Genomic DNA, 21,550 nt, shown 5'->3' with positions numbered 1-21,550 from the left:
TATCCCACCATCGGAGCCCCTCGCACCGGGAGCCGGGGTCACCCGATCGATTAATTCATCAGGTGTTGATATCAGCCTCCGGCGGGATCATCATGGGCCTATGGTGCTCTCGAGACGTGTCGCCCGCTTCAACCGCGTCGCGACCAATCAGGTGCTCAGGCACGTCGCCGGCTGGGCGCCCGGCTTCGCCATGGTCGTCCACAAGGGACGCAGGTCCGGACGCGAGTTCCGCACGCCGATCAACGTCTTCCGCACGAAGGACGGCTTCGTCGTCGCATTGACCTACGGGCCCGGCGCCGACTGGGTGAAGAACGTGCTGGCCGCCGGCGGCTGCGCCCTGGTCTACCGGCGGAAGGAAATTCGCGTGCGCGGCGCCGAGCTCGTGCACGATGATGCGCGGCGGGCCATGCCGGTGCCGATCCGGCAGTTCCTCGGCCTGCTGGATGTCAACGACTTTCTGCTGTTGAAACGGGAGTAGCGATGCTCGAGGGGGAACTCGTCCGGTTGCGCGCGCTCGAACCGGAGGACGCCGACAAGATCTACGGCTGGGTGCACGACCCCGAGGTCGGCCGGTGGATGGTCAACGACTACCCGCGGTCGCGCGCGCAGATCCGCAAGCGCTGCGAGGAACGCCCGGTCAACAACTACGAGCTGGTCGTCCTCGGCATCGAGACGAAGGCCGAAGGCGAGTTGATCGGCATCGTCGACCTGCGGGACGCCGACCCCCGGGTCGGCAACGCCGAACTGGACATCTACATCGGCGACGCCGAGTACCGCGGCGGCGGCTACGGAACCGACGCCATGCGCGTGATGTGCCGCTACGGCTTCGACGCCATGCGCCTGCACATGATCACCCTCTGGGTGGTCGCCGGGAACGAGCGCGCCCGGCACGTCTACCGGAAGGTCGGCTTCTCCGAGGACGGCCGGCACCGCGAGGCCTTCGTCGGCGAAGGCGGCCGCCGCCACGACATGATCCTGATGAGCATGCTGAAGGGCGAGCTCACGTGAGCAGCCGGCGTGGCGCCCGCAACCGCCAAGCCTCTTCGAGCAGCTCACGCAGCTGATCGACGTCCACGCGGTCCAGGTCGACGATGACCATGCCGTGCCCGTCGTAGTGCGGGGTCGTGAAGAAGGCCGCGTCGCCGGAATCCAGCAACGCGGCCTTCTCGTCGTGGCCGCACAGCACCACCAGGCCACCCTCGGCCTCGGTGCGCAACCGCGCGAACCCCTTGCCCGCCACCTTCAGCGCGGGCGTGCGGTACCACGTCGACGCCTCCACCTCGGGCAATTCCGAGGCGAGGCGCACGACGTCTTCCCAGGTCGTCATGGGTCCATTGTCGACCCGGTGTCTTGGAGAAACCGGACCTACGGCAGCCGGGTGATCCGGTCCGCCGCGGGCGGGGCCAGGTTCGGGTGCGCGCCCAGGTAGGCGATCAGCGCGTCGAGGTCCACCGGGCCACCGGAGAGGTTGGTGCCCTTGGTGAACTCGGTGAAGCCGTCCCCGCCGGCGGCGAGGAAGTTGTTCACCGACACGCGGTACGACGCCGCCGGGTCGACCGGCGTGCCGTTGATCGTGATGGCCGAGACCCGCGAGCCCTGCGGCGCGGACGCCGAGTAGCTGTAGTGCAGCGAGCTGGAGATCTGCAGGAAGCGCGTCACCGTGCCCTGCCACTGCTGCTCCAACACGTTTTTCAGGTTCGCGCCGGTCAGCGTGATCGTCTGCATGATGTTCGCGAACGGCTGGACGGTGAACGCCTCGCCGTAGGTCACCACGCCGTCGCCCTCGCCGTTCGCCGAGGACTTGTACGTCAGGTCGGCGCGGATGCCGCCCGGGTTGGTCATCGCGACGACCGCGTTGTTGCTCTGCGTGCCCGCGAGCTGCGCGTCGGCGATGACGTCGCCGAGCGACGACTCACCGGCCGCGTTGCCCGCCGCCGGCAGGTCCGCCGTGATCGTGCCGACCTGCCTGTTCGCGATCGGCGCGGACTTGGTCTTGGCGTCGGCGATCAGCGCGGTCACGGCCGGGTCCGGGGTGACCGTGCGGGTGACGATCTCGTTGAACGCCTTGGTCTGCGCGCGCACGACGTCCCGCGTCTTGCGGCTGATCTTCAGGTCGACCACTGACAGCAGCCTGCCGAACGACGAACCCTGGATGACCGGCCGCGGCTGGCCCGCCGGGTCGTTGATCACGCAGTTGTACTGCTGGTGGCTGTGCCCGGTGAAGAAGGCGTCGACCTTCGGCGTCACCGCGGCCGCGATCGCCGCGGCGGGGCCGGGCCGCAGCTTGCAGTCGTTCGGGCCTTCGACCTCGGTGCCGTCGCCCTGGTGCAGCAGCACGACCTGCGCCTTGACGCCGAAGTGGTCGAGCAGGTTCGCGGTCCGGTTGATCGCCTCGACCTCGTCGCCGAACTTCAGGCCCTTGATGGCCTCGGGCGTGACGACCGTGGGCAGGTCCTTCAGCGTGGCGCCGATGACGCCGATCGGCACGCCACCCTCGAACTTGACGGTGAACGGCAACAGCGCGGGCAGGCCGTTGGTGAAGTACACATTGGACCCGATGAACGGGAAGTTCGCACCCTTGAAGGTGTTCTCGAACTGGCAACCGTCGGTCGGGTGGCAGCCGCCGAACTGCATGCGCCGCAGTTCCTGGTAGCCCTCGTCGAACTCGTGGTTGCCGACGACGGACGTGCTGACACCGAGCATGTTCAGGAAGTCGATGGTCGGCTCGTCGTGGAACAGCGCCGAGATCACCGGCGACGCGCCGATGTTGTCACCGGCGGACACGACGAACGAGCTGGCCACCTGCGCCCGCAGCTGCTTCACGTGCGTGGCCAGGTAGGCGGCCCCACCCGCGTCCACAGTGGTCCCGTCCGACTGCACCACGCGCCCGCTGGAGCCGGACGGCGGCTCCAGGTTGCCGTGCAGGTCGTTGAACCCGATGATCCGGACGTCGGTGGTGGGGTCCGGGCGCTGGCCCGCGGACGCGGGTGCGGTGGTCACCGCCGTGGTCGCCAGCGCGGCCGCGGCGAACACCGCGAGCCGGGTCGAAAGCCTCATGAGTTGTTCCTCCGATTCGCGCCCAAGGTCCCCGAACGGGCGCACGGCGGAGGATTCTGCCTCGCGAAGCAGTCACCTACCAGGGTCAAAAGACGGACGTAAAGCGAATGTCACCTAACGGCTTCCCTCGAGCAGCACCCGCGCGACGAGGTCCGGGTCGTCGTTCATCGGCACGTGCCCGCAGCCCGGCAGCAGCCGGAACACCCCGTCCGGCGCGACTTTCCGCAGGTCGGCGACACGCGGCCGGGCGAGGATCCGATCACGCCCGGCCCAGGCGATGGTCACCGGGACGCCGGTGACCGGCCCGGTGAACCGGAAGTCGCCGCGGGACTGGGCGGCGGTGGGCTCGAAGCCCGGCGCGGTGGCGAGCGCGCGGGCGTCCTCGACGACGGCGTCCGGCGTCTGCAGCTCGGGCCGTCCGACGATCATCCCGGTCAACGCCCGACGTCCGGACGCCGTCGCGGCGATGCGGCGCACGACGTGCGGCGGCGTGCGCTGCGCCAGGGCGCGGTGGGCCTTGAGCGTGGCGATCGCGTACATCTTCTGGCGGCGGTTCCACAGCCCGGCGGGCGACAACGCCGTAACGCTGCGGACCAGGCCCGCCTGCCCGAGGGCCAGCGAGAGCAGGCCGCCGAGCGAGTTGCCGGCGACGTGCGGCCGGCCGAGCCCGAGGTCGGTGAAGAGCTCCTTGAACATCACCAGCGCGGGCTCGATGCCGTACCCGCCGGACGGCTCGGGCGACTCGCCGAAGCCCGGCAGGTCGACGGCGATGACGTCGCGATGGGGCGTGAGCAGCGGGAACACCGGCGCCCACGCCTGACGGCGGTGGCCGATGCCGTGGATCAGCACGAGCGGCTCCCCGCGGCCCGCCCGGTCGTAGACCACCTCGTCCATGACCCGAGGGTAGCGGAATCTGCAACCTGAAGTAACAGTTACTTTGCGTCCGGTTCGACCCGGGTCCCGGAGTCGGCCGACCGCTGCACGGCGTCGAGCACCCGGTGCACGCGCAGGGCGTGCGCGAAGTCCGGCAGGTCGCCCTTGAGGTGCCGGGCGTAGGCGTGCGCGACGTTGTACGACGGCTCGGCGCTGCGGCCGGCCAGCTGCGGCAGCTCGTACCGCGCGGGCACGGTGAGCTTTTCGAGCGTGCCGGTCCGGCTGCCGCGCAGCGTCAGCTTCGCGATCCAGAACAGGGGGTCCGCGGCCTCGACGACCAGCGTGCCCTCGGTGCCGTTGATCTCCCAGTGGAAGTTCGTGGCCGGGGACGTCCCGCCGCGCAGGTGCAGCGACGCGACGGCGCCCCCGCTCAGCACGCCGGTGACGGCGATCTGGTCGGGCGCGGTCATCTCGACGGACTCGCCGGTGACCTCGTCACGCACGCGCGGCCGGACGGTCGCCATCGTCGCCGACAGCTCGGCGAAGCCGCCGAGGACCATGGCGAGGGTGTCGACGGTGTGCGCGAAGGGGATGGTCAGCATCGTCGCCCCGCCCGCGGGGTGGAGCTGGTAGTCGCGGCCGGCCCGCACCGAAGGGCCCCAGTTCGCGCCCGAAGCGATGAGCGACGTCGAAAGCACGCGGCCGACGTAGCCGTCCTTGATGAGGTCCCGCAGGTAGCGCAACGCCGGCGCCGACCGCCCCTGCAGGCCGACCGCGGTCGTCTTGTCCCGCGCGGCTTCGGCCAGCGCCTCGGTCTCGGCCAGGCTGACGCCCAGCGGCCACTCGCTCAGCACCTGCTTGCCGGCGGCCAGGGCGGGCTCGATGAGCGCCCGGTGCTGCGGCACCTTCACGGCGACCACCACGAGGTCGACCTCCGGGTGCCGGGCCAGTTCCCCGGCGTCGCCGAAGGTCAGCGGCACGCCGTACTTCTCCCCGGCCACCCGCGCCGACTCGGCGTTGCTGCCGGCGAGCGCGCGGAGTTCGTAGCCGTCCACCGCGGCCAGCGCGGGCACGTGCGCGGTCGCGGCCCAGCCGCCGTTCGCGCTGAGCCCGACGATGCCGACCCGGACCGGTGCCATGAGCGTTCCTTTCGTTGCCTGCGAAAGAGTGCGACGTGCCGAGCGTCGTGCGCATTCCCGTATCGGCGCAAGCAGCATCCGGTTACGCCGGCATGACATCGATCACCCGTAACCCGCCGATCGGCCGCGCGCGGGTCGGCCGAGTGGCCGAGGACGTCGGGCTCATCGACCGAAGCGGCCCCCGGGGCAAGATCCATAGCGTCGGTGGCATGACGAACGCACAGCTCACGGCCCTCCAGCACGGCTTCATCGCCTTCCTCGCCCTGTGGGCCGTCGTGCTGGTGCCGCAGCTGATCACCCAGCTCGCCCGGTACGGCGGCCTGCGGCCGCGCGGCGTCGCCACCACCGCGGCGGTGCTGCTCTACGGGTGCATGACGCTCGCGGTCGTCTTCCTGCCGCTGCCGGGCCCCGGCACCCGCCGGCTCGCCCAGACCGTGCAGCTGCACCCGTTCCAGTGGATCGCCGACATCCACACCGAGCTGCTCAAGCACGGCGGCGCCTGGTTCCTGACGCAGACGTTCCAGCAGGCGTGCCTGAACGTCCTGCTGTTCGTGCCGCTCGGGGTGTTCGCCCGGATCCTCTGGCGCCGCGGCCTGACCGGCACCGCGCTGATCGGCTTCACGGCGTCACTGCTCATCGAGGTCACGCAGCTCACGGCGAACTTCGGCACGGCACCGCACGTCTACCGCATCTTCGACGTCGACGACCTCATGAACAACACGCTCGGCGCGGTGGCCGGCTGGGTGTTCGGCGCGCTGCTGCTGACGCTCCGGCGTTCACCGGTCGACGTGCAGCCGGCCCGGCGCGAGCGGGTCCACCTCGCCGAGGCGCGCTAACCGGGCTTTCCGCTGCAGCGCGGCTCGCTTGGCGGCCCGCCGATCCTCCAGGACGACGACGAGCGCGGCGACGGCCAGGACGAGCGCGACCAGCCCGAGGACGATCGGAAGCTGCACGAATCCTCCTCGGTACGGCGCTGTGCGGGAGATCACACAGGTTACGCAGGTCGGTACCGAATCCGCTACCCCCTGCGACGGGGCCGGGCGGCGAACCAGGTCCGGTCGGCGGACAGCCAGCCGCCGAAGGTCAGATCGGCCGAGGTCAGCAGGTCGTCGAGGTCGAGGCGGCGGCAGGTGAACTCCTGGTGCCACTGCCGGCCGCGCGCCGCGTAGCGGACCGTCGCCGACAGCAGGTCGCCGTCGCGGACCACGTCGGCCAGCTCGATCTCGACCTCGCCGAGCCGGCCGCCCTGACCGGATTCGACAGTGTCGAACCACGCGGGCGGATGCCACTCGACGACGAGCTGCCCGCCCGGCGCGAGGTGCCGCCGCGCGGCCGCGAGCATCGCCAGCCGGTCCGCGTCCCGCTCGGTGTTGACGAGGTGGCTCGCGAGCAGGACGACGTCGAACTCGCGGCCGAGCCGCAGGTCGCCGATGCGGGCGCAGACGGTCTCGGCGCGGACGTGCCCGAGCATGGACGGCGAGTCGTCGACGGCGACGACCTCGTGCCCGAGCTCGATCAGCCGGTGCGTGACCCGGCCGGCCCCGCTGCCGAGTTCGAGGATCGACGCGTCCGGCGGGACCGCCGCGTGCACGATCTCCGCCTCACCGTTCGGCGGCAGCAGCAGGTAGACGTCGACGGGCGAGCCGTCCGCGGTGACCTCCATCCCCCGAGCGTGCCGGAAACTGGACGGGTGAGCACCCGACCCACCAAGGACCAGCTGGCCGCGGCATACAACGCCACGATCCCCGACGTCATCGCCCCCGGCCTCGACGTCCTCTTCTGCGGCATCAACCCCGGCCTCTACTCCGGCGCCCTCGGACAGCACTTCGCCCGCCCCGGCAACCGCTTCTGGCCCGCGCTCCACAACGGCGGCTTCACCCCGCGGCGCTACACCCCCGATGAGCAGGACAAACTGCTCGACCTCCACCTCGGCATCACGAACGTCGTCGCCCGGACGACGGCCCGCGCCGACGAACTCACCGGCGACGAATTCCGCGAAGGCGGGCGGATCCTCACCGCGAAGGTGCTCGAGTACCGGCCGCGGTGGCTGGCCGTCGTCGGGATCACCGCCTACCGGACCGCCTTCGGCTTCCCGAAAGCGCAGGTCGGCCCGCAGGACCACCGGATCGGCGACACCCGCGTGTGGGTGCTGCCGAACCCGAGCGGGCTCAACGCGCACTGGACGCCGGCCGGGCTGGCGGCCGAGTTCGCCCGGCTCCGGGCCGCATCCCGAGACTGTCGAAATCGTTGAACGGGCTGCGAGCCACCCTCAGTAGCGCCGACTGCCCCATCAGGTCCTCACCCGCCCGCCCGAGCCAGTTCTCCAAGATCGAGTTCTACTGAAAGTTTGCTGTGACCGGCGGATTGGGCCATGAGGGGGATTTGGCGTCATGAGCTGCGCAATCGCGACTCGTACCAAGCAGGAGGAGTTGCTTCCACCGGTCCGAGCAGGGCGACCGGACGGCGCCGGAGACGTCCGGTGCCCCGGGGAGCGACGGCGCAGAGACGGAGGCCCGCGATGCACGGCATCGAGCCCACCCGCAGGCCCACCGGCCCGCCCGCGGCCGGCGGGCGCAGCCTCGGCGTGGCGGTCGTCGATCCCGTGCCGATCTTCCGCGACGGCCTCGCCGCGCTCGTGCACCGCAACCAGGGCCTGCACTGGGCCGGCCAGGCCGCCAGCCACCACGCCGCCCTGCAGCTGTGCGAACAGGTCAAACCGGACGTCGTCATCCTGGACTCGGCGCTCGACCCGAACTGCCACCTGACCAAGCTGCTCAACGCCGGCGACCCCGCGCTCATCCTCGTCATCCTGATCCGTGACCCGAATCGCACCCAGCAGTACCTGGCGGCCGCGATCGCCGCCGGCGCGCACGCCATCGTGCCGCGGTCGATCGATTCACGCCGGCTCGCCGAAGCGATCCGGCGCGCGCACAGCGAACGCCGTTACATCGACCCAGCCCTGGCCGCGCTGACCGCCCGGCCGAAGCGCGCGGCTGCCTCGAAGGGCGACCTCGCCCACGACAGCCCACCGGCGCCACGCGGCGCGATGCCGCTGTCCAGGCGCGAATACCAGGTGCTCCAGCTGGTCGCCGAAGGACTCGAGAACTCGGCGATCGCGAAGCTGCTGTTCCTGTCCGTCGAGACCGTCCGGACCCACGTGAAGAGCATCCTGCGCAAGCTGTCCGCCCGGGACCGGACACACGCGGTGACGATCGCCTTCCGCAGCGGGATCCTCATCGCCCGCCCCGAGGACGGCTACGTCCCGGTGACGGCGGACACAACGGTGATCCCGGGCCACCGCTGACGCCCGATCCCCAGGCCGAAGGCAACATTCAGGGGAATTTCCGATACTCGGAAGTGCGGATCTGCTTGCTCCAGTTACCCGCAAGTAATATCCTGAAGTTACCGGCGAGTAAGGCGAACATGTGCCCGGCCGGGGAGCCGAACACATTGGAGTGACGACATGGGCCACTACAAGAGCAACGTCCGAGACCTGGAGTTCAACCTCTTCGAGGTACTCGGCGTGCAGGAGCGCCTGGGCAAGGGTGTGCTCGCCGAATCCGACGAAGAGACCGCCCGCGGCGTGCTGTCCGAGCTGAACAAGCTCGCGACCGGCCCGCTCGCCGAGTCCTTCGCCGACGCCGACCGCAACCCGCCCGTGTACGACCCGAAGACGTTCAGCGTCAAGATCCCGGAGTCGTTCAAGAAGAGCTACAAGCAGCTCCTCGACGGCGAGTGGTGGCGCCTCGGCCTGACCAACGACCTCGGCGGCTTCGGTCTGCCCCCGACCGTGCAGTGGGCGGCGTCCGAGCTCATCCTCGGCGCGAACGCCCCGCTGTTCATGTACATGGCGGGCCCGAACTTCGCGATGATCGTGAACAAGAACGGCACCGAAGAGCAGAAGCACTGGGCCCAGCTCATGATCGACCGGCAGTGGGGCGCCACCATGGTGCTGACCGAGCCGGACGCCGGCTCCGACGTCGGCGCGGGCCGCACCAAGGCCACCAAGCAGGAGGACGGCTCCTGGCACATCGACGGGGTGAAGCGGTTCATCACCTCGGCCGAGCACGACATGAGCGAAAACATCATGCACCTGGTGCTCGCTCGCCCCGAGAGGCCCGGCATCGAGACCAAGCCGGGCACGAAGGGCCTGTCGCTGTTCCTCGTGCCGAAGTTCCACTTCGACTCCAAGACCGGTGAGCTGGGCGAGCGCAACGGCGCCTTCGTCACGAACGTCGAGCACAAGATGGGCATCAAGGCCTCGACGACGTGCGAGCTGACCTTCGGCCAGCACGGCACCCCGGCCAAGGGCTGGCTGCTCGGCGAGGTGCACGACGGCATCGCGCAGATGTTCCAGGTCATCGAGTACGCCCGGATGATGGTCGGCACGAAGGCCATCGCGACGCTGTCGACCGGTTACCTCAACGCGCTCGAGTACGCCAAGGAGCGCGTCCAGGGCGCCGACCTGCCGAACATGCTGAACAAGACCGCCCCGCGCGTCACCATCACGCACCACCCGGACGTCCGGCGCTCGCTGATGCTCCAGAAGGCGTACGCCGAGGGCCTCCGTGCGGTCTACCTGTACACCGCGTCGTTCCAGGACCAACTGTGGACCGGCGAAGGCGACCAGAAGCTCGCCCACGGCGTCAACGACCTGCTGCTGCCGATCGTCAAGGGCGTCGGCTCCGAGCGCGCCACCGAGCAGCTCGTGCAGTCGCTGCAGACCCTGGGCGGGTCCGGCTTCCTGCAGGACTACCCGATCGAGCAGTACATCCGCGACGCCAAGATCGACTCGCTGTACGAGGGCACCACGGCCATCCAGTCGCTGGACTTCTTCTTCCGGAAGATCGTCCGCGACAAGGGCCAGTCGCTCGCGTACGTGGCCGGGGAGATCACCAAGTTCATCGAGTCCGAGGCGGGCAACGGCCGGCTCAAGAACGAGCGGGCGCTGCTCAAGCAGGCCCTCGAGGACACCCAGGGCATGCTCGGCTCGCTGATCGGCTACCTGACGGCGTCCCAGGAGGACCCGCAGAGCATCAACAAGGTCGGCCAGCACACGGTCCGCCTGCTGATGTCGGTCGGTGACCTGCTCATCGGCTGGCAGCTGCTCAAGCACGCCGAGGTCGCGATCGGCAAGCTCGACGCCGGCGCGTCCGCCAAGGACGTCCCGTTCTACGAGGGCAAGATCGCCTCGGCTTCGTTCTTCGCGAAGCAGGTGCTGCCGGAGCTGACCGCCCGCCGCGCCATCGTGGAGGCCGCGGACAACGCGCTCATGGAGCTCGACGAAGCCGCGTTCTGATCAATGTGTTCCGCCGAAGGACCCCTTCCCGGCCGGGAAGGGGTCCTTCGGGTTTCGGGGCGCGATCGTCGGGGAATTCCGTCTTCGAGTTCGCGGGATCCGAGTGGCCGGACCCGCACCGAGAGGAGAAGCGATGACTGTCGCCGGCATCATCAGTGCCATCATCGTCGGGTTGATCATCGGCGTTTTGGGCCGGCTGGTCGCTCCCGGCAAGCAGAACATCCCGATCTGGCTGACGATTCTGATCGGTATCATCGCCGCGTTCATCGGCACGGCCATCGCGCGTGGGCTGGGCTACGCCGACACGAACGGTATCGACTGGCTGGAGATCCTCACCCAGGTCGTGCTGGCCGCGATCGGTGTCAGCATCGCCGCGGCGGCCTACGGCCGTCGAGGGGTAACCCGGTAACGCTTCCGGTTGACGGCCCGGCCGGTTCACCTTCGGGTGAGCCGGCCGGGCTTTTCCGTGCCTACCTCGTGGTCGAAGCGCGCGCGAGCGCGACCGCGAACCCGGCGCCTACCAGCAGCAGCACCGCGGCCCACGTCATGGTCGTGGCGATGGCGTGCGCGGACGAACCCGCGGCGAACGCCAGGAAAAGACTCCCGAACGTCGCCACGCCGATGACCTGGCCCAGCTGCAACGTCGTCGTGAGCAGGCCGCTGGCGTCCGCGGCCCGTTCCAGCGGAACGTGCGTGAGCGCTTGGGCCATCAAGGACCCGAACGCCGGGCCCATGGAGAAACCGAACAGCACGAGCGCGGCGAAGAACAACGCTCCGCCGTTTCCGCCGTCCTTGAGGCTGAAAGCCAGAAGTGCGTAGGCGATCGCCGACCCGGCGTAGCCGCACGGCGTCAGAGCCGCGTGGACACGAGCAGGGAGCCTCTGCCAGAAGAACCCGCACAGGCCGAAGACGACACCGCCGGGCGCCATGCCGAGCCCCGCGGCCAACGCCGTCTCCCCGAGGCCGGTCTGCAGGTGCAACGCCACGCAGAACAGGAACCCGCCGTAGGACGCCACGCCGGTGGCCAGCGCGGCCAGTCCCGGTGCGACACCGCGGATCCTGAGGACACCGAGGTTGACGAGCGGATCCTGCACCCGGCGTTCCACGGCCACGAACAGCACCGCCAGCAGCACGCCGGCGCCGAGCGAAACGAACGTCCACAGCGGCCAGCCGGTTTCGTGCCCGAGGACCAGCGGCAGCACCACGAGCACCACCGCGGGGACGGCGAGCGCGAGGCCGGCGAGGTCGAGCCGGCGGCCCGCCTTCGCCGCGACGCCGGGGACCAGACGCAGGGCGAGCACGGCCACGAGCACCCCGATCGGCACGTTGACCAGGAAGATCGGCCGCCAGCCCGCCCCGAAGAGGTCGGCACCGACCAGCACCCCGCCGAGGACCTGGCCGGACACGAACGCGACCGAGATGACCGCGGTGTACGCGCTGAGCGCCTTGGCCCGCGCGGGACCGCTGAACTGCGCCTGGATGACGCTGATGACCTGCGGCATCATCAGCGCGGCCCCGGCGCCCTGTGCGATCCGCGCGACGATCAGCGTGGCCGGGTCCGGCGCGAACCCGCAGAGCAGCGAGCAGGCCGTGAAGACGAAGACGCCGGTGACGAACAGCCGTCGCCGCCCGAAGAGCTCGCCGAGGCGGGCGCCGGTGATCAGGAGCATCGCGTAGCCCACGGTGTAGCCGGAGACGACGAGCTGCAGCGCGGCGCCGGACGCGTGCAGGTCGGTGCGGATGTCGGTCATGGCGACGTTGACGACGGTGACGTCGAGCAGCGCCATGAACTGGCCGAGCAGCAGGACGGCCAGCATCAACCACGGCCGCGCGGCCCGGTCCGGGATGGCCGGGGCAGAGGTGGTCAGAGTCATGCTGCTGACCTTGGAGTTCTTCCGCCGTGGGCGGAGAGAGCCTGGGGATGCTGGTACCGGCAGCACCTGCTTGGCCCGAAATTGTCGGACCCCTCGGGCACCATGGTCCGCATGACGTCAACGCAGGTCCACACCAGCCGCCGGGAGGAGCTCGGCCAGTTCCTCAAGGCGTGCCGCGCGCGGATCGGCCCGGAGGAGGTCGGGCTGCCGCCCGGCGTCCGCCGTCGCACGAGCGGGTTGCGGCGGGAGGAGGTCGCGCTGCTCGCCGGCGTCGGCGTCACCTGGTACACGTGGCTGGAGCAGGGGCGGCCGATCAACGCGAGCGCGCAGGTGCTCGACGCGGTGGCGCGCACCCTGCGGATGGACCACCCCGAGCGGGAGCACCTGTACCGGCTGGCGGAGCTGACACCGTCGCGGCTGCCGTCGTCGGCCGAGGTGGTGCCGGACGCGGTGCGCGAGGTGCTGCGCGCGCTCGATCCGCTGCCCGCCACGGTCGTCAACGGCCGGTTCGACGTGCTGGTGTCGAACGCGGCGCACGAGGACCTGTTCCGGGAGTGGCACAGCCTGCCGTGCCTGCACAAGAACCTGCTGTGGTGCTGCGTGACGGAGCCCAACGCGCGGGGGTTCCTGCTGAACTACGACGAGGAGGTGCCCCACATGGTCGCGCGGATGCGCGCCGAATACGGCAGGCACATCGGTGATCCGTCCTGGGAAGAGGACATCCGGCGGCTGTCCGCGCTGAGCCCCGAGTTCGCCGGGCTGTGGGCGCGGCACGAGGTGGCGGAACCGCGGCCGCGGCTGCGGGAGTTCGAGCACCCGCGGGCGGGCCGGATGCGCTTCCGGCTGACCGAGCTGGCGGTCTCGGAGGCGCCGGGGCTGCGGATCCAGGTGTCCACCCCGGACGACGCGTCGACGTGGGCGTCGCTGCCCCGCACTCGGCTGGAGGGGTCGTGACGTCACTCGATCTGAGCGACCAGGGGCTGACGTCGGTGCCCTCGCTGCCGTCCGGCGTCACGCGGCTCGACCTGTACAAGAACTCGATCTCGGACGTGCCCGGGTCGCTGTGGTCGCTGACCGGGCTGCGCGTGCTGAACCTGGCGGCGAACCGGATTTCCACGCTGCCGCCGGGGATCTCGGCGCTGACGTCACTGCACACGCTCGACCTGGCCCACAACCGGTTCGACTCGCTGCCGGACGAACTGGGCGAACTGGCCGGGCTCACCGAGTACCTGTACATCAGCGACAACCGGCTGACGAAGTTCCCGGCCGCCTGGTGCCGGCTGGGCAAGCTGCGGTACCTGGGGTGCACGGACAACCGGCTCACGTCGTTGCCACCGGACCTGTCGGGGTTCGCGGCGCTGCGCGAACTCCGGCTGTACCGCAACGAGCTGACCGCGCTGCCCGAGTCGATCGGGGCACTGAGCGCGTTGCGGGAGCTGCACCTGCGGGGCAACCGGCTGACGTCGCTGCCGTCGTCGATCGGCCTGCTGAGTGAGCTGCGTCAGCTCGACCTGCGCGAGAACTTGTTGACGACGTTGCCGGATTCGCTGGCTCAGCTGTCCAAACTGGACAAACTGGATCTGCGGTGGAACAAGCGGCTGCGGGAGCCGGCGTGGCTGCGTGACTTCGAGGAGGCGGGGTGCATGGTCCTTCGCTGACAACTCAACAGAGCACGGTCGGGCGCGGACCGTAGGTCGCCGTGTGCGACGTCCGCCGGAGCTCGGCGCCGCTCGTGAGGTCGTAGAGCACGCGCGTGTCGGTGACGCTGAAGCCGGACGAACCGATCGAGGGCCGGCACGAGCCGGCACCACCCGAGCCGAACTGGATCGGTGGCGGCTCGCCGGGCGTCTGCGCGCCGGTCTGGCCCTCGACGCGGAAGTGGCGGGTACCCCAGATCCGGACGGTCACCGAGCCGCCGGAGACGGAGGCCTGGATGGCGACGCCGGTCGCGGCGTCGTTGGTCAGCTTGAGCTCGGCCGGGCTGCCGTCGGCGTTGACGGCCTTGGCGTCGCGGCCGGCGGGGTAGCGGTCGAGGTACCGGTCGTGCTCCAGGTGGCCGGCGTCGGCCAGGCCGGCGAGGTAGGCGGCGTTGTACAAAGTGGACGCCAGCTGGGAGACGCCGCCGCCGACCACTTCCGGGCCGGTGCCGTCCTCGTCGACCGGGGCGGGCACGTAACCGCTGCCCGCGGTGCGCGGGCCGGAGCGGGCGCCGAGGCTGAACGTCTCGCCGGGCTTGACGATCGTGCCGGAGACGCGGGCGGCGAGCGTCCGGTTGTTCGTCTCGGCCGGGCCGGTGAGGCCGCCGGTGGTGAACTCGCCGATGACCTCCTTGATGCCGAGCGCGTTGGCGGCGTCCGTGGTCACGCTGGGTGTCGACGTGCTGTAGACGACGGGCAGGTCGCGCCCGTCGGTCTTCTTCAGCACGTCGATCAGGGGAAGGAAGGTCTTCTCCCAGTCCACCTTGCGGGCGTCCTCGGAGGGCTCGACCGTCGGCTGGTCGCCGGTGAAGACGATCTGGGCGTCCTTGCCGTCGGTCTCGGTGCCGGCGAGCGGGTCCTTGAGGGCGGCCTGCAGTTTGCCCTGGTCGATGCGGACCTCGACGGCCCCGCCCTCGACGGCGGCGAACCGGAAGGCGGACGCGATCGTGACGGGCTTCAGCGGAACGTCCTTGCCTTCGCCGTGCACGACGACGGGCTTGGCGACGGCGGGCACGACGATCTGCTGACAGGCGGCCTGCACCCCGGCGGCGGTGGCCCGCACGGGCGTGATCGCCATGGCCAGCTTGACCCCGCCGGGGTCGAGCCAGTGGTCGGTGACGGTGTGCACGGCGCCGGCCAGATCGGTCAGCTGCTGGCCCTGCCGCGGCAGGATCGGGTGGGCGGTGACACCGCCGTCGCTGCCCTCGATTGGGGTGAACCCGACCGAGCCTTCGGTGGCGGGGTGGTTCAGCTTGCCCTCGGCCAGCTCGCGGACGGCTTCCGCGATCCGGTTCTGGTCGGTGCGCGTGGCCACCCCGACCTCCCGGCTGGTGAAGAAGGACATGATCCGCGTGATCGGGCTGAGCGGCTGGTGCCCGGCGAGCCCGAGGGTGTTCGGCCAGTCGAGCCCAAGCCCGGACTGCGAGGGCACAAGTTCGGCCTGCACATCCCCGCCGTGGACGGCGACGGGCCGGATCAGCCGCGGCTCGAGCTCTTTCCGCAGCTTGGCTTCGGCCTCGGCGTGGCTCAGCCCACCGACGTCGATGCCGGCCACGGTCACCCCGCGCGGCACATCCCCGGCACTGACGGCGAGATCGATGGCGTAGAGGATGACGAAGAGGCCGAGGGCGAGCCCGATGGCCATCATGGTCAGAGCCACGCCCCTGCGCAGCTTCCGAGCCGGAGTCTCCGCAGCCGGCGGCGGCGCGGGGGTTTCGAGGAGCTCGCCGAGCAGATCATCGGAGAAGAGATCACCGGTGGCGCCGGTAGCGCCGGCCGGCGGCGCGGCAACCACCGGAGGCCACGCCGGCACGACTTCGGTCGGCGCCTCGGCGCCAGCCCCAGTTTCGGCCGGCGGCTCGGCGGCCGAGGGCCACTCGGGCGCCACATCACCAATCGCCTCGGCGGACGACGCATGCTCGGCGGGCGCGGGCTCGACAGACCCGGCCACGACAGGCGGCTCGGCGGACGTGGGCGGTCCCGGCACCACGCCCGCGGGCCCGGCGGCCCCGGCCACGGCTGGCCGCTGGGCGGACGGCTCCGGCACACTCGCAAGCCCCGCCACGACAGGCGGCTCAGCGGGCGGCCCCAGCACGCTCGCAAGCCCGGCCACGACAGGCGGCTCAGCGGGCGGCCCCAGCACGCTCGCAAGCCCGGCCACGGCAGGCGGCTCAGCGGGCGCGGACGGCTCCGGCACCACGCCCGCGGGCCCGGCGGCCCGCGCAGGCCCGGCCACGGCAGGCGGCTCCGGTGCCGGCAGCTCCCGCTTGGCGTCCGGCCACACCTCGGCGGCCGTCGCGTCGACCGGTTGGGGCTCGGCTTCGAGCGTTTCCGCGCCCTCGCGTCCCTCTTCGTCTGCCACGCGCCTGCCTTTCGCGGGACCGGCCTACAGGTAGAGCCCCGTCCCGTGCTCGGTTCGCTCGGTCGCCACCGCGTGGATGTCGCGTTCGCGCATCACCAGGTGCCCCTCGCCCTGGATCTCGACCTCGAGCTGATCTTCCGGGTTGAAGAGCACGCGGTCGCCGATCTTGACGTTGCGCACACTATTGCCTACGCCCAGTACATCACCCCAGGCGAGCCGGCGCGCTACCTGCGCCGTTGCGGGGATCACGATGCCGCCGCTGCTGCGGCGCTCTCCCTCTTCCGGCGACAGCCGCACGAGTACCCGGTCGTGCAGCATCTGGATTTCGAGTTTCGGCCCGTCAGACACGGCCTGCATGTTACCCGCCGGTCCGGGGTTCACCGGCCATGACCAGGCTCAGTTCGCCGGCCCCGCCGTCCTCGATCCGCACCGGGACGCCCCAGTCCTGCCGGGTGATGCGGCACGCCGGGTGGTCGCCGCCGTCATCGCAGCTCGCGGCCTGGGCGACGACCTGCAGCACGCCCTCCGGCACGCCCGGCGCGAGCCGGATCTTGCGGTTCAGGTCCGTGCCCGTCCCGCCGCCGTCGGCCAGCAGCGACGGCGGCGACGCGCTGATCTCCAGCCGCGTCGACGGGCCGAAGCGGTCGTCCAGCTTCTCGCCGGGCGGTGCCGTGAACACCACCGAAAAATCGATCTCGCCCGGGGCGAGCACGGTCGGCGGGCGGCGCACGGCGTGCGCGTCGCCGGTGACGAGCGTCGGCTCGGCGGCCGGGATCGGGCCGAGCCGGTTGCCCGCGGACTCGACGACCAGCAGCTCGCCGTCGTGCAGCAGCAGGCCCTGGGGCTCGGCGAGGCCGGTGGCGATCGTGCTCACCTGGCGGGTGAAGACGTCGAAGCGGCGGACCGCGCCGTTGTAGGTGTCGGCGATCGCGATCTTGTCGCCGGGCAGCACCGCGAGGCCCAGCGGGTGCTGGAGCAGCGCCTGGTCGGCCGGGCCGTCGGTGTGGCCGAACGAAAACAGGTCGACGCCGATCGCCGTGTGCACGGTGAACGACTCGCCGTCGGGCTCGATCGAGCGCAGCGCCGACGTCTCCGCGTCGACGAGCCACAGCTTGTCGCCCTCCACGGCCAGGCCGGACGTCTGCGCGAAGAACGCTTCGCCGACGTCGCCGTCGCGAAGGCCTTCGACGGTCGTGCCGGCGAAGCGGCGGATCGTGCCGCCGACCGGGTCGAACACGCTCAGCGTGTGGTTGCCCGCCATGGCGACGACCACCCCACCGGCCGGGCCCCACCAGGCAACGTCCCACGGGCTCGTGAGGTCGACCCCGACGGCTTTGCCGGAGTCCGATCCGCTGCGCCACTGCGCGCCGGTGCCGGCGACCGTCGTCACTTCGCCGGTGATCAGGTCGAGGCCGCGCAGCCGGTGCCCGGCCGTGTCGGCGACGACGGCGTGGTAGCCGACGCGCTCGGCGATGTCGTACGGCAGGAGCGCGATGCCCGACGGCTCGGTGAAGGTCGCGATGTCGAACGGGCCGTCCTGGCCTCCGCGGGCGCCGCTGCCGAAGCGGCGGATGACGGTTTCACCGTCCGAGGCGAACTCGACGATCGCGTGGTGCCCGGTGTCGGCGACCAGGACACGGCCCTCGGCGGTGGCGACGGCCTTGCTCGGGAACCGCAGCTCGCCGGGCTGCTCTTCGACGGGCACGTACGGGCTGCCGCCGCGTCGCAGCGTCCCCTTCGCCTCGTGCTTCTTCACGAGATCCGCGATGACGCGGCGAAGCGCCTCTTCGTGCCCTTCGCCCGCGGCGACGTGCACGACGTACCCCTCGGGGTCGACGACGACCAGTGTCGGCCACGCGCGGACCGCGTACTGCGACCACAGCTCCATCTTGGGGTCGTTGACCACCGGGTGGTGCACCTCGTACCGCCGGACCGCGGCTTCGATCGAGGCGCGCTCGCCCTCGTGCAGGAACTTCGGCGAGTGGACACCGATGGTGACCAGCACGTCCGCGAACTCCGCTTCCAGCGGGCGCAGCTCGTCGAGCACGTGCAGGCAGTTGATGCAGCCGCTGGTCCAGAAGTCCAGCAGGACGATGCGTCCGCGCAGCTCGGCGAGGGTGAGCGGGCGGCCGCCGGTGTTCAGCCAGACGTCGCCGCGCAGCTCGGGAGCACGCACGCGGCTCTGCGGTCGTGGAGAAGTCACGGCTTGAGTGAACTACACGCGCTCACGCTGTGTTCCCCAGTCCGCCCCGATGAGAGAACAAACTCACCCGGCCGTGGGTCCCCAGGTCGGGGCGAAAAAGGACGCGCGGGCCGGTGAGCCGCCGCTTAGGCTCGGGTCATGACCCCCGTCCAACCGGCCGGCGCCCTCACTCCGGAGGAGGCGCGGCACCTGCAGGAGAACCTCCGGGAACCCGTCCGTCCCGGACTGAGCGAAACCGAGCTCGACGACGTCGAGCGCCGGTTCGGCTTCCGCTTCGCCGCGGACCACCGGACGTTCCTGTCCGCCGGCGTCCCGATCGGCGACCGCTGGCCCGACTGGCGCTGCGGCAACGCCGAGCAGCTGCGCAAACGTTTGGCCTGGCCGGTCGACGGCGTGCTGTACGACGTCGAGCACAACGGCTTCTGGCTCCCGGACTGGGGCACGCGCCCGGTCGGCCCCGAGGACGCGGTCCGCGAGGCCCGCCGCCGGCTGGCCGACGTGCCGCAGCTGGTGCCGGTGTGCGGGCACCGCTACCTGCCCGGCCTGCCGGGCACGGTGGGCTACCCGGTGCTGTCGGTGTACCAGACGGACATCATCGTCTACGGCAGTGACCTGCGGGATTACCTGCACCGCGAGTTCGCGACGGGCGGCATCAGCACGGCCCCACCGGACGGCCCGCGCTACATCCCGTTCTGGTCCCGCTTCATCGACTAGCCTCGGCGGCGGCTCAGTTCTCCCGGCGCAGCATGCGGCTGACACCGGCCGCCACGGTGGTCGCCAGGATCCAGCCGGATGCCGTGAAGCCGGCCGCCACCCAGTTGTCCGGGCCGTGCATGTACCACCTGGACTTGTTGCCGAAGTCCACGATCGGGACCAGCAGGTCCGCCGTGTAGATCACCGGGTTCCACTGCAGGCCCGTGTCCTGCTGGTTGACCACGCAGCGGGGCCCGTTGCGCATGAAGCGGCCGGACTGGTCGTAGATGCAGTCGTCGGAACCCAAGCCGAACCACAGGCTGCCCAGGACCAGCAGCGTCAGCAGCCAGCCGAGCGCACGGACCGGGCGGTAGCCGTAGCCGACCATCGAACGCTGGAGCCAGCTCCACAACCGGACGCCGGGCCCGAAGAACTTGAAGCCGCGCGCCAGAGCCTCGTACCTGAACTGCTGCTTGCGCAACGCCACCGTCGACGCGTGCTCTTCGTTTCCCGCCGCGCGGAGCATGTGCGCGAGCTGGTCGTACGGGCCCGGCCGGTACCCGCGCATGGCGCTGCGCAGCAGCTCGATGCGCGCGTCGAGGGCCTTGTCGTCGTCGAGGGGGATGCCCTTCTTCAGCGCGTCGTAGCGGAAGTCCTCCAGCTCGATGCCGTCGGAGGCGGCCCAGAACTGCTCGTTGTCGCTCAGCGTTCCGCAGTGGGCTCGCCGCAGCACGATCCGGCCCGTCGGCGGGCTGCTCGGCGTCAGGATGAACTCGTCCGAGGCGACGTCGCCCGCGTCCAGGGCCACGCCGAACGGTGGTAGCGAGCCGAGCTGGGAGCCGCGCAGGTCGACGCGGCGGGCGACCTGGGCGCCGTCGAGGTTGACGCCGCCCTCGGCCACGAACGGGCGGCCGTTGTTGTCCCGCAGGGTCAGGTCGCGGCCGACCCGGCCGGTGCGGACGTCGAGGGAATAACTGCTGGTCGCGCGGCGGCCCGGGTCGGTCAGCCGGGTGCCCGCCAGGTTGATGCTGCCGCCGACGTCCACGCCCTGCAGGCGCAGCGTGCCGTGGATCGTGGCGTCGGTGAGCTGGAAGTTGCCCGCGATCTTCGAGCGCCGCGCCGAGAACACGTCGCGGCCGGGGTGGCGGAACATCGAGTTCCAGGCCAGGAAGTTGCCGCCGACCGTGACGTCGGCCAGGCGCAGCTGGCCCGTCGGCACGCGCAGGCTCGTCGCCTCGATGTCGCCGCCGATCTCGGTGCCGTCCAGGTGCAACGCGCGGTCGTAGTACGGCACCGTCTTGCCGCGCTCGACGCGGATCTCGGCGCCGGCCAGCCGCAGCGAGCCGCCGACCCGGGCGTTGACCATGCGCAACGTGCCCAGGGCCTGCAAGCCGTCGGACAGTTCGACGTTGCCGTCGACGCGCATCCGGTCGGCGACCAGCGCCGGCCGCGGGTCGATGTACGGGTCGTTGGACTTCCACGCGTCGACGGCGATCGGCCCGTGCTGGGACACCGTCAGCTTCGCTTCGCGCAGCGAGATGTCGCTGTCCACCGTGGCGCTCGGCAGGTACATGATCCCGGTGGCGGAGAACCGCTTGCGCTGGCTCGGCGGCCCGTAGTTGTCGACCTCGCACAGCAGGCTGCCGCCGATGTGCAGGCCGTTGCCGTTGAGCGCGAAGCCGTCCGGGTTGTTCAGCGTGGCGCCCGAGAAGTTGACGTTACCGCCGGTCCGCAGGCCGGGGAGCCGGACTTCGCCGTTCGCGACCATCCGGTAGGCCAGCAGCGCGCCGGCGAGCACCAGCCGGTCGGCGTGGATGGCCTTGCCGTGCGGGTGGGCGATCACCGTGCGGGTGAGCACCAGCGAGCCCTCGATGACCGCGTCGGTCAGGTTGACCGCGGCGTTCGGCATGCCGCGTTCGCGGTCGTCGCCGCGCTGGACGGTCGTCTCTTCGATCTCCCGCCGGTCCCCGTCGACCTGCACGACGCTGCGGATCAGCCGGACGTCGTTGCGGCTGCGCATGTTGCGGGCCTTGAGCCCGGGCAGCCAGCACTTGCGGAACACCAGCCCCAGCAGGCTCGCCTCGCGCACGTCCGGCGGCTGCTCGAACCGGCAGCGCTCGAACCGGAACAGGTACTTCAGGTCCGCGGCCCGCAGGTCCAGCGTCCCGGTGATGTAGGCGTCCTCGACGTAGACGATCGGGGCGTTCGTGGCCTGCCGCCGCCAGCGCATCAGGCCCGCGTTGCCGGGTTTCAGCAGTTCGGAGGCCCGGACCTCGTAACGGCGGTCCGGGATGCCCGCGAACGGGTCGAGAGGGGGCAGCACGCTTTCGGTCGTCAAAACGCCGGCCCCCTC

The 21,550-nt window shown here is 70.9% G+C and carries 21 protein-coding genes; 10 read left to right on the top strand and 11 right to left on the bottom strand.

Translation table 11 applies throughout. From position 1 onward, the window contains the following. Positions 1-100: 100 nt before the first annotated feature. The gene (locus DV20_RS33925; protein WP_043787242.1) at positions 101-478 is read left to right on the top strand and encodes a nitroreductase family deazaflavin-dependent oxidoreductase; all 378 of its coding nucleotides are present in this window, start codon (positions 101-103) and stop codon (positions 476-478) included. 2 nt (positions 479-480) lie between these two features. Beyond that, complete coding sequence (locus tag DV20_RS33920) at positions 481-1,008, top strand: GNAT family N-acetyltransferase (RefSeq protein ID WP_043787241.1); 528 nt, start codon at positions 481-483, stop codon at positions 1,006-1,008. Here the strand turns inward: DV20_RS33920 and DV20_RS33915 are convergent. From DV20_RS33915 to DV20_RS33900, 4 genes are all read right to left on the bottom strand, one after another. Continuing rightward, complete coding sequence (locus DV20_RS33915) at positions 1,001-1,327, bottom strand: MmcQ/YjbR family DNA-binding protein (RefSeq protein WP_043787240.1); 327 nt, start codon at positions 1,325-1,327, stop codon at positions 1,001-1,003. The genes DV20_RS33920 and DV20_RS33915 overlap by 8 nt on opposite strands. A 38-nt stretch (positions 1,328-1,365) precedes the next feature. Continuing rightward, positions 1,366-3,057 carry a bifunctional metallophosphatase/5'-nucleotidase gene (locus tag DV20_RS33910; protein WP_043787238.1) on the bottom strand — a complete coding sequence of 564 codons (1,692 nt, stop codon included), beginning with the start codon at positions 3,055-3,057 and terminating at the stop codon, positions 1,366-1,368. Positions 3,058-3,171: 114 nt separating this feature from the next. Next, the gene (locus tag DV20_RS33905) at positions 3,172-3,951 is read right to left on the bottom strand and encodes an alpha/beta fold hydrolase (RefSeq protein ID WP_043787236.1); all 780 of its coding nucleotides are present in this window, start codon (positions 3,949-3,951) and stop codon (positions 3,172-3,174) included. A gap of 38 nt (positions 3,952-3,989) precedes the next feature. Beyond that, positions 3,990-5,069 carry a Gfo/Idh/MocA family protein gene (locus DV20_RS33900; protein ID WP_043787234.1) on the bottom strand — a complete coding sequence of 360 codons (1,080 nt, stop codon included), beginning with the start codon at positions 5,067-5,069 and terminating at the stop codon, positions 3,990-3,992. A 209-nt stretch (positions 5,070-5,278) separates the two neighbouring features. Here DV20_RS33900 and DV20_RS33895 point away from each other — a divergent pair, with 209 nt between their 5' ends. Continuing rightward, positions 5,279-5,905: a VanZ family protein gene (locus DV20_RS33895; protein WP_043787277.1), complete on the top strand. Its 627-nt coding sequence runs from the start codon at positions 5,279-5,281 to the stop codon at positions 5,903-5,905. Here the strand turns inward: DV20_RS33895 and DV20_RS46000 are convergent. After that, positions 5,846-6,022 (bottom strand): hypothetical protein, encoded by a 177-nt coding sequence (locus DV20_RS46000; RefSeq protein WP_003058066.1) that lies wholly within the window; start codon positions 6,020-6,022, stop codon positions 5,846-5,848. The two genes, DV20_RS33895 and DV20_RS46000, sit on opposite strands and share 60 nt — an antisense overlap. Before the next feature lie 65 nt (positions 6,023-6,087). After that, positions 6,088-6,732 (bottom strand): class I SAM-dependent methyltransferase, encoded by a 645-nt coding sequence (locus tag DV20_RS33890; RefSeq protein WP_043787232.1) that lies wholly within the window; start codon positions 6,730-6,732, stop codon positions 6,088-6,090. Between the two features lie 27 nt (positions 6,733-6,759). Here DV20_RS33890 and mug point away from each other — a divergent pair, with 27 nt between their 5' ends. The 4 genes from mug to DV20_RS33870 all read left to right on the top strand — a co-directional run bounded on the left by mug (position 6,760) and on the right by DV20_RS33870 (position 10,777). Then, the gene (gene mug / locus DV20_RS33885; protein ID WP_043787231.1) at positions 6,760-7,320 is read left to right on the top strand and encodes a G/U mismatch-specific DNA glycosylase; all 561 of its coding nucleotides are present in this window, start codon (positions 6,760-6,762) and stop codon (positions 7,318-7,320) included. Between the two features lie 267 nt (positions 7,321-7,587). Continuing rightward, complete coding sequence (locus DV20_RS33880; protein ID WP_043787230.1) at positions 7,588-8,373, top strand: response regulator transcription factor; 786 nt, start codon at positions 7,588-7,590, stop codon at positions 8,371-8,373. A gap of 159 nt (positions 8,374-8,532) precedes the next feature. Continuing rightward, a complete protein-coding gene (locus tag DV20_RS33875; protein ID WP_043787228.1) occupies positions 8,533-10,368 on the top strand; it encodes an acyl-CoA dehydrogenase in 1,836 nt (611 codons plus the stop codon). A gap of 133 nt (positions 10,369-10,501) precedes the next feature. Next, positions 10,502-10,777: a GlsB/YeaQ/YmgE family stress response membrane protein gene (locus DV20_RS33870; protein WP_043787227.1), complete on the top strand. Its 276-nt coding sequence runs from the start codon at positions 10,502-10,504 to the stop codon at positions 10,775-10,777. Positions 10,778-10,838: 61 nt separating this feature from the next. Here DV20_RS33870 and DV20_RS33865 read toward each other — a convergent pair whose 3' ends face one another. Then, positions 10,839-12,242: an MFS transporter gene (locus DV20_RS33865; RefSeq protein WP_043787226.1), complete on the bottom strand. Its 1,404-nt coding sequence runs from the start codon at positions 12,240-12,242 to the stop codon at positions 10,839-10,841. A gap of 111 nt (positions 12,243-12,353) precedes the next feature. Here DV20_RS33865 and DV20_RS33860 point away from each other — a divergent pair, with 111 nt between their 5' ends. Further along, complete coding sequence (locus DV20_RS33860) at positions 12,354-13,196, top strand: helix-turn-helix transcriptional regulator (RefSeq protein ID WP_043787276.1); 843 nt, start codon at positions 12,354-12,356, stop codon at positions 13,194-13,196. Beyond that, positions 13,193-13,900, top strand: a complete 708-nt coding sequence (locus DV20_RS33855) for a leucine-rich repeat domain-containing protein (RefSeq protein ID WP_043787225.1) — start codon at positions 13,193-13,195, stop codon at positions 13,898-13,900. Before DV20_RS33860 ends, DV20_RS33855 begins: the two co-directional genes overlap by 4 nt. A gap of 4 nt (positions 13,901-13,904) precedes the next feature. On the opposite strand, the gene DV20_RS33850 is transcribed toward DV20_RS33855, so the two are convergent. The 3 genes from DV20_RS33850 to DV20_RS33840 all read right to left on the bottom strand — a co-directional run bounded on the left by DV20_RS33850 (position 13,905) and on the right by DV20_RS33840 (position 18,477). After that, positions 13,905-15,926 carry a VanW family protein gene (locus tag DV20_RS33850; protein WP_407638367.1) on the bottom strand — a complete coding sequence of 674 codons (2,022 nt, stop codon included), beginning with the start codon at positions 15,924-15,926 and terminating at the stop codon, positions 13,905-13,907. Positions 15,927-16,325: 399 nt separating this feature from the next. Further along, the gene (locus tag DV20_RS33845; protein WP_043787224.1) at positions 16,326-16,658 is read right to left on the bottom strand and encodes a GroES family chaperonin; all 333 of its coding nucleotides are present in this window, start codon (positions 16,656-16,658) and stop codon (positions 16,326-16,328) included. A gap of 1 nt (position 16,659) precedes the next feature. Further along, positions 16,660-18,477 carry an NHL domain-containing thioredoxin family protein gene (locus tag DV20_RS33840; RefSeq protein ID WP_043787223.1) on the bottom strand — a complete coding sequence of 606 codons (1,818 nt, stop codon included), beginning with the start codon at positions 18,475-18,477 and terminating at the stop codon, positions 16,660-16,662. 165 nt (positions 18,478-18,642) lie between these two features. On the opposite strand from DV20_RS33840, the gene DV20_RS33835 reads away from it, so the two are divergent. Next, positions 18,643-19,218, top strand: a complete 576-nt coding sequence (locus DV20_RS33835; RefSeq protein WP_043787221.1) for a hypothetical protein — start codon at positions 18,643-18,645, stop codon at positions 19,216-19,218. A gap of 13 nt (positions 19,219-19,231) precedes the next feature. On the opposite strand, the gene DV20_RS33830 is transcribed toward DV20_RS33835, so the two are convergent. Further along, positions 19,232-21,535: a hypothetical protein gene (locus tag DV20_RS33830; RefSeq protein ID WP_043787220.1), complete on the bottom strand. Its 2,304-nt coding sequence runs from the start codon at positions 21,533-21,535 to the stop codon at positions 19,232-19,234. Positions 21,536-21,550 lie beyond the last annotated feature (15 nt).

The organism is Amycolatopsis rifamycinica (genome assembly GCF_000695625.1).
Classification (GTDB): domain Bacteria; phylum Actinomycetota; class Actinomycetes; order Mycobacteriales; family Pseudonocardiaceae; genus Amycolatopsis; species Amycolatopsis rifamycinica.
This window is presented reverse-complemented; position numbering and strand designations above follow the sequence as displayed.

Bases quoted from the DNA above. Each gene is read 5' to 3' on its own strand.
- DV20_RS33925 (WP_043787242.1), top strand. From the start codon at position 101: ATGGTGCTCTCGAGACGTGTCGCCCGCTTCAACCGCGTCGCGACCAAT.
- DV20_RS33920 (WP_043787241.1), top strand. From the start codon at position 481: ATGCTCGAGGGGGAACTCGTCCGGTTGCGCGCGCTCGAACCGGAGGAC.
- DV20_RS33915 (WP_043787240.1), bottom strand. From the start codon at position 1,327: ATGACGACCTGGGAAGACGTCGTGCGCCTCGCCTCGGAATTGCCCGAG.
- DV20_RS33910 (WP_043787238.1), bottom strand. From the start codon at position 3,057: ATGAGGCTTTCGACCCGGCTCGCGGTGTTCGCCGCGGCCGCGCTGGCG.
- DV20_RS33905 (WP_043787236.1), bottom strand. From the start codon at position 3,951: ATGGACGAGGTGGTCTACGACCGGGCGGGCCGCGGGGAGCCGCTCGTG.
- DV20_RS33900 (WP_043787234.1), bottom strand. From the start codon at position 5,069: ATGGCACCGGTCCGGGTCGGCATCGTCGGGCTCAGCGCGAACGGCGGC.
- DV20_RS33895 (WP_043787277.1), top strand. From the start codon at position 5,279: ATGACGAACGCACAGCTCACGGCCCTCCAGCACGGCTTCATCGCCTTC.
- DV20_RS33890 (WP_043787232.1), bottom strand. From the start codon at position 6,732: ATGGAGGTCACCGCGGACGGCTCGCCCGTCGACGTCTACCTGCTGCTG.
- DV20_RS33880 (WP_043787230.1), top strand. From the start codon at position 7,588: ATGCACGGCATCGAGCCCACCCGCAGGCCCACCGGCCCGCCCGCGGCC.
- DV20_RS33875 (WP_043787228.1), top strand. From the start codon at position 8,533: ATGGGCCACTACAAGAGCAACGTCCGAGACCTGGAGTTCAACCTCTTC.
- DV20_RS33870 (WP_043787227.1), top strand. From the start codon at position 10,502: ATGACTGTCGCCGGCATCATCAGTGCCATCATCGTCGGGTTGATCATC.
- DV20_RS33865 (WP_043787226.1), bottom strand. From the start codon at position 12,242: ATGACTCTGACCACCTCTGCCCCGGCCATCCCGGACCGGGCCGCGCGG.
- DV20_RS33860 (WP_043787276.1), top strand. From the start codon at position 12,354: ATGACGTCAACGCAGGTCCACACCAGCCGCCGGGAGGAGCTCGGCCAG.
- DV20_RS33845 (WP_043787224.1), bottom strand. From the start codon at position 16,658: ATGCAGGCCGTGTCTGACGGGCCGAAACTCGAAATCCAGATGCTGCAC.
- DV20_RS33835 (WP_043787221.1), top strand. From the start codon at position 18,643: ATGACCCCCGTCCAACCGGCCGGCGCCCTCACTCCGGAGGAGGCGCGG.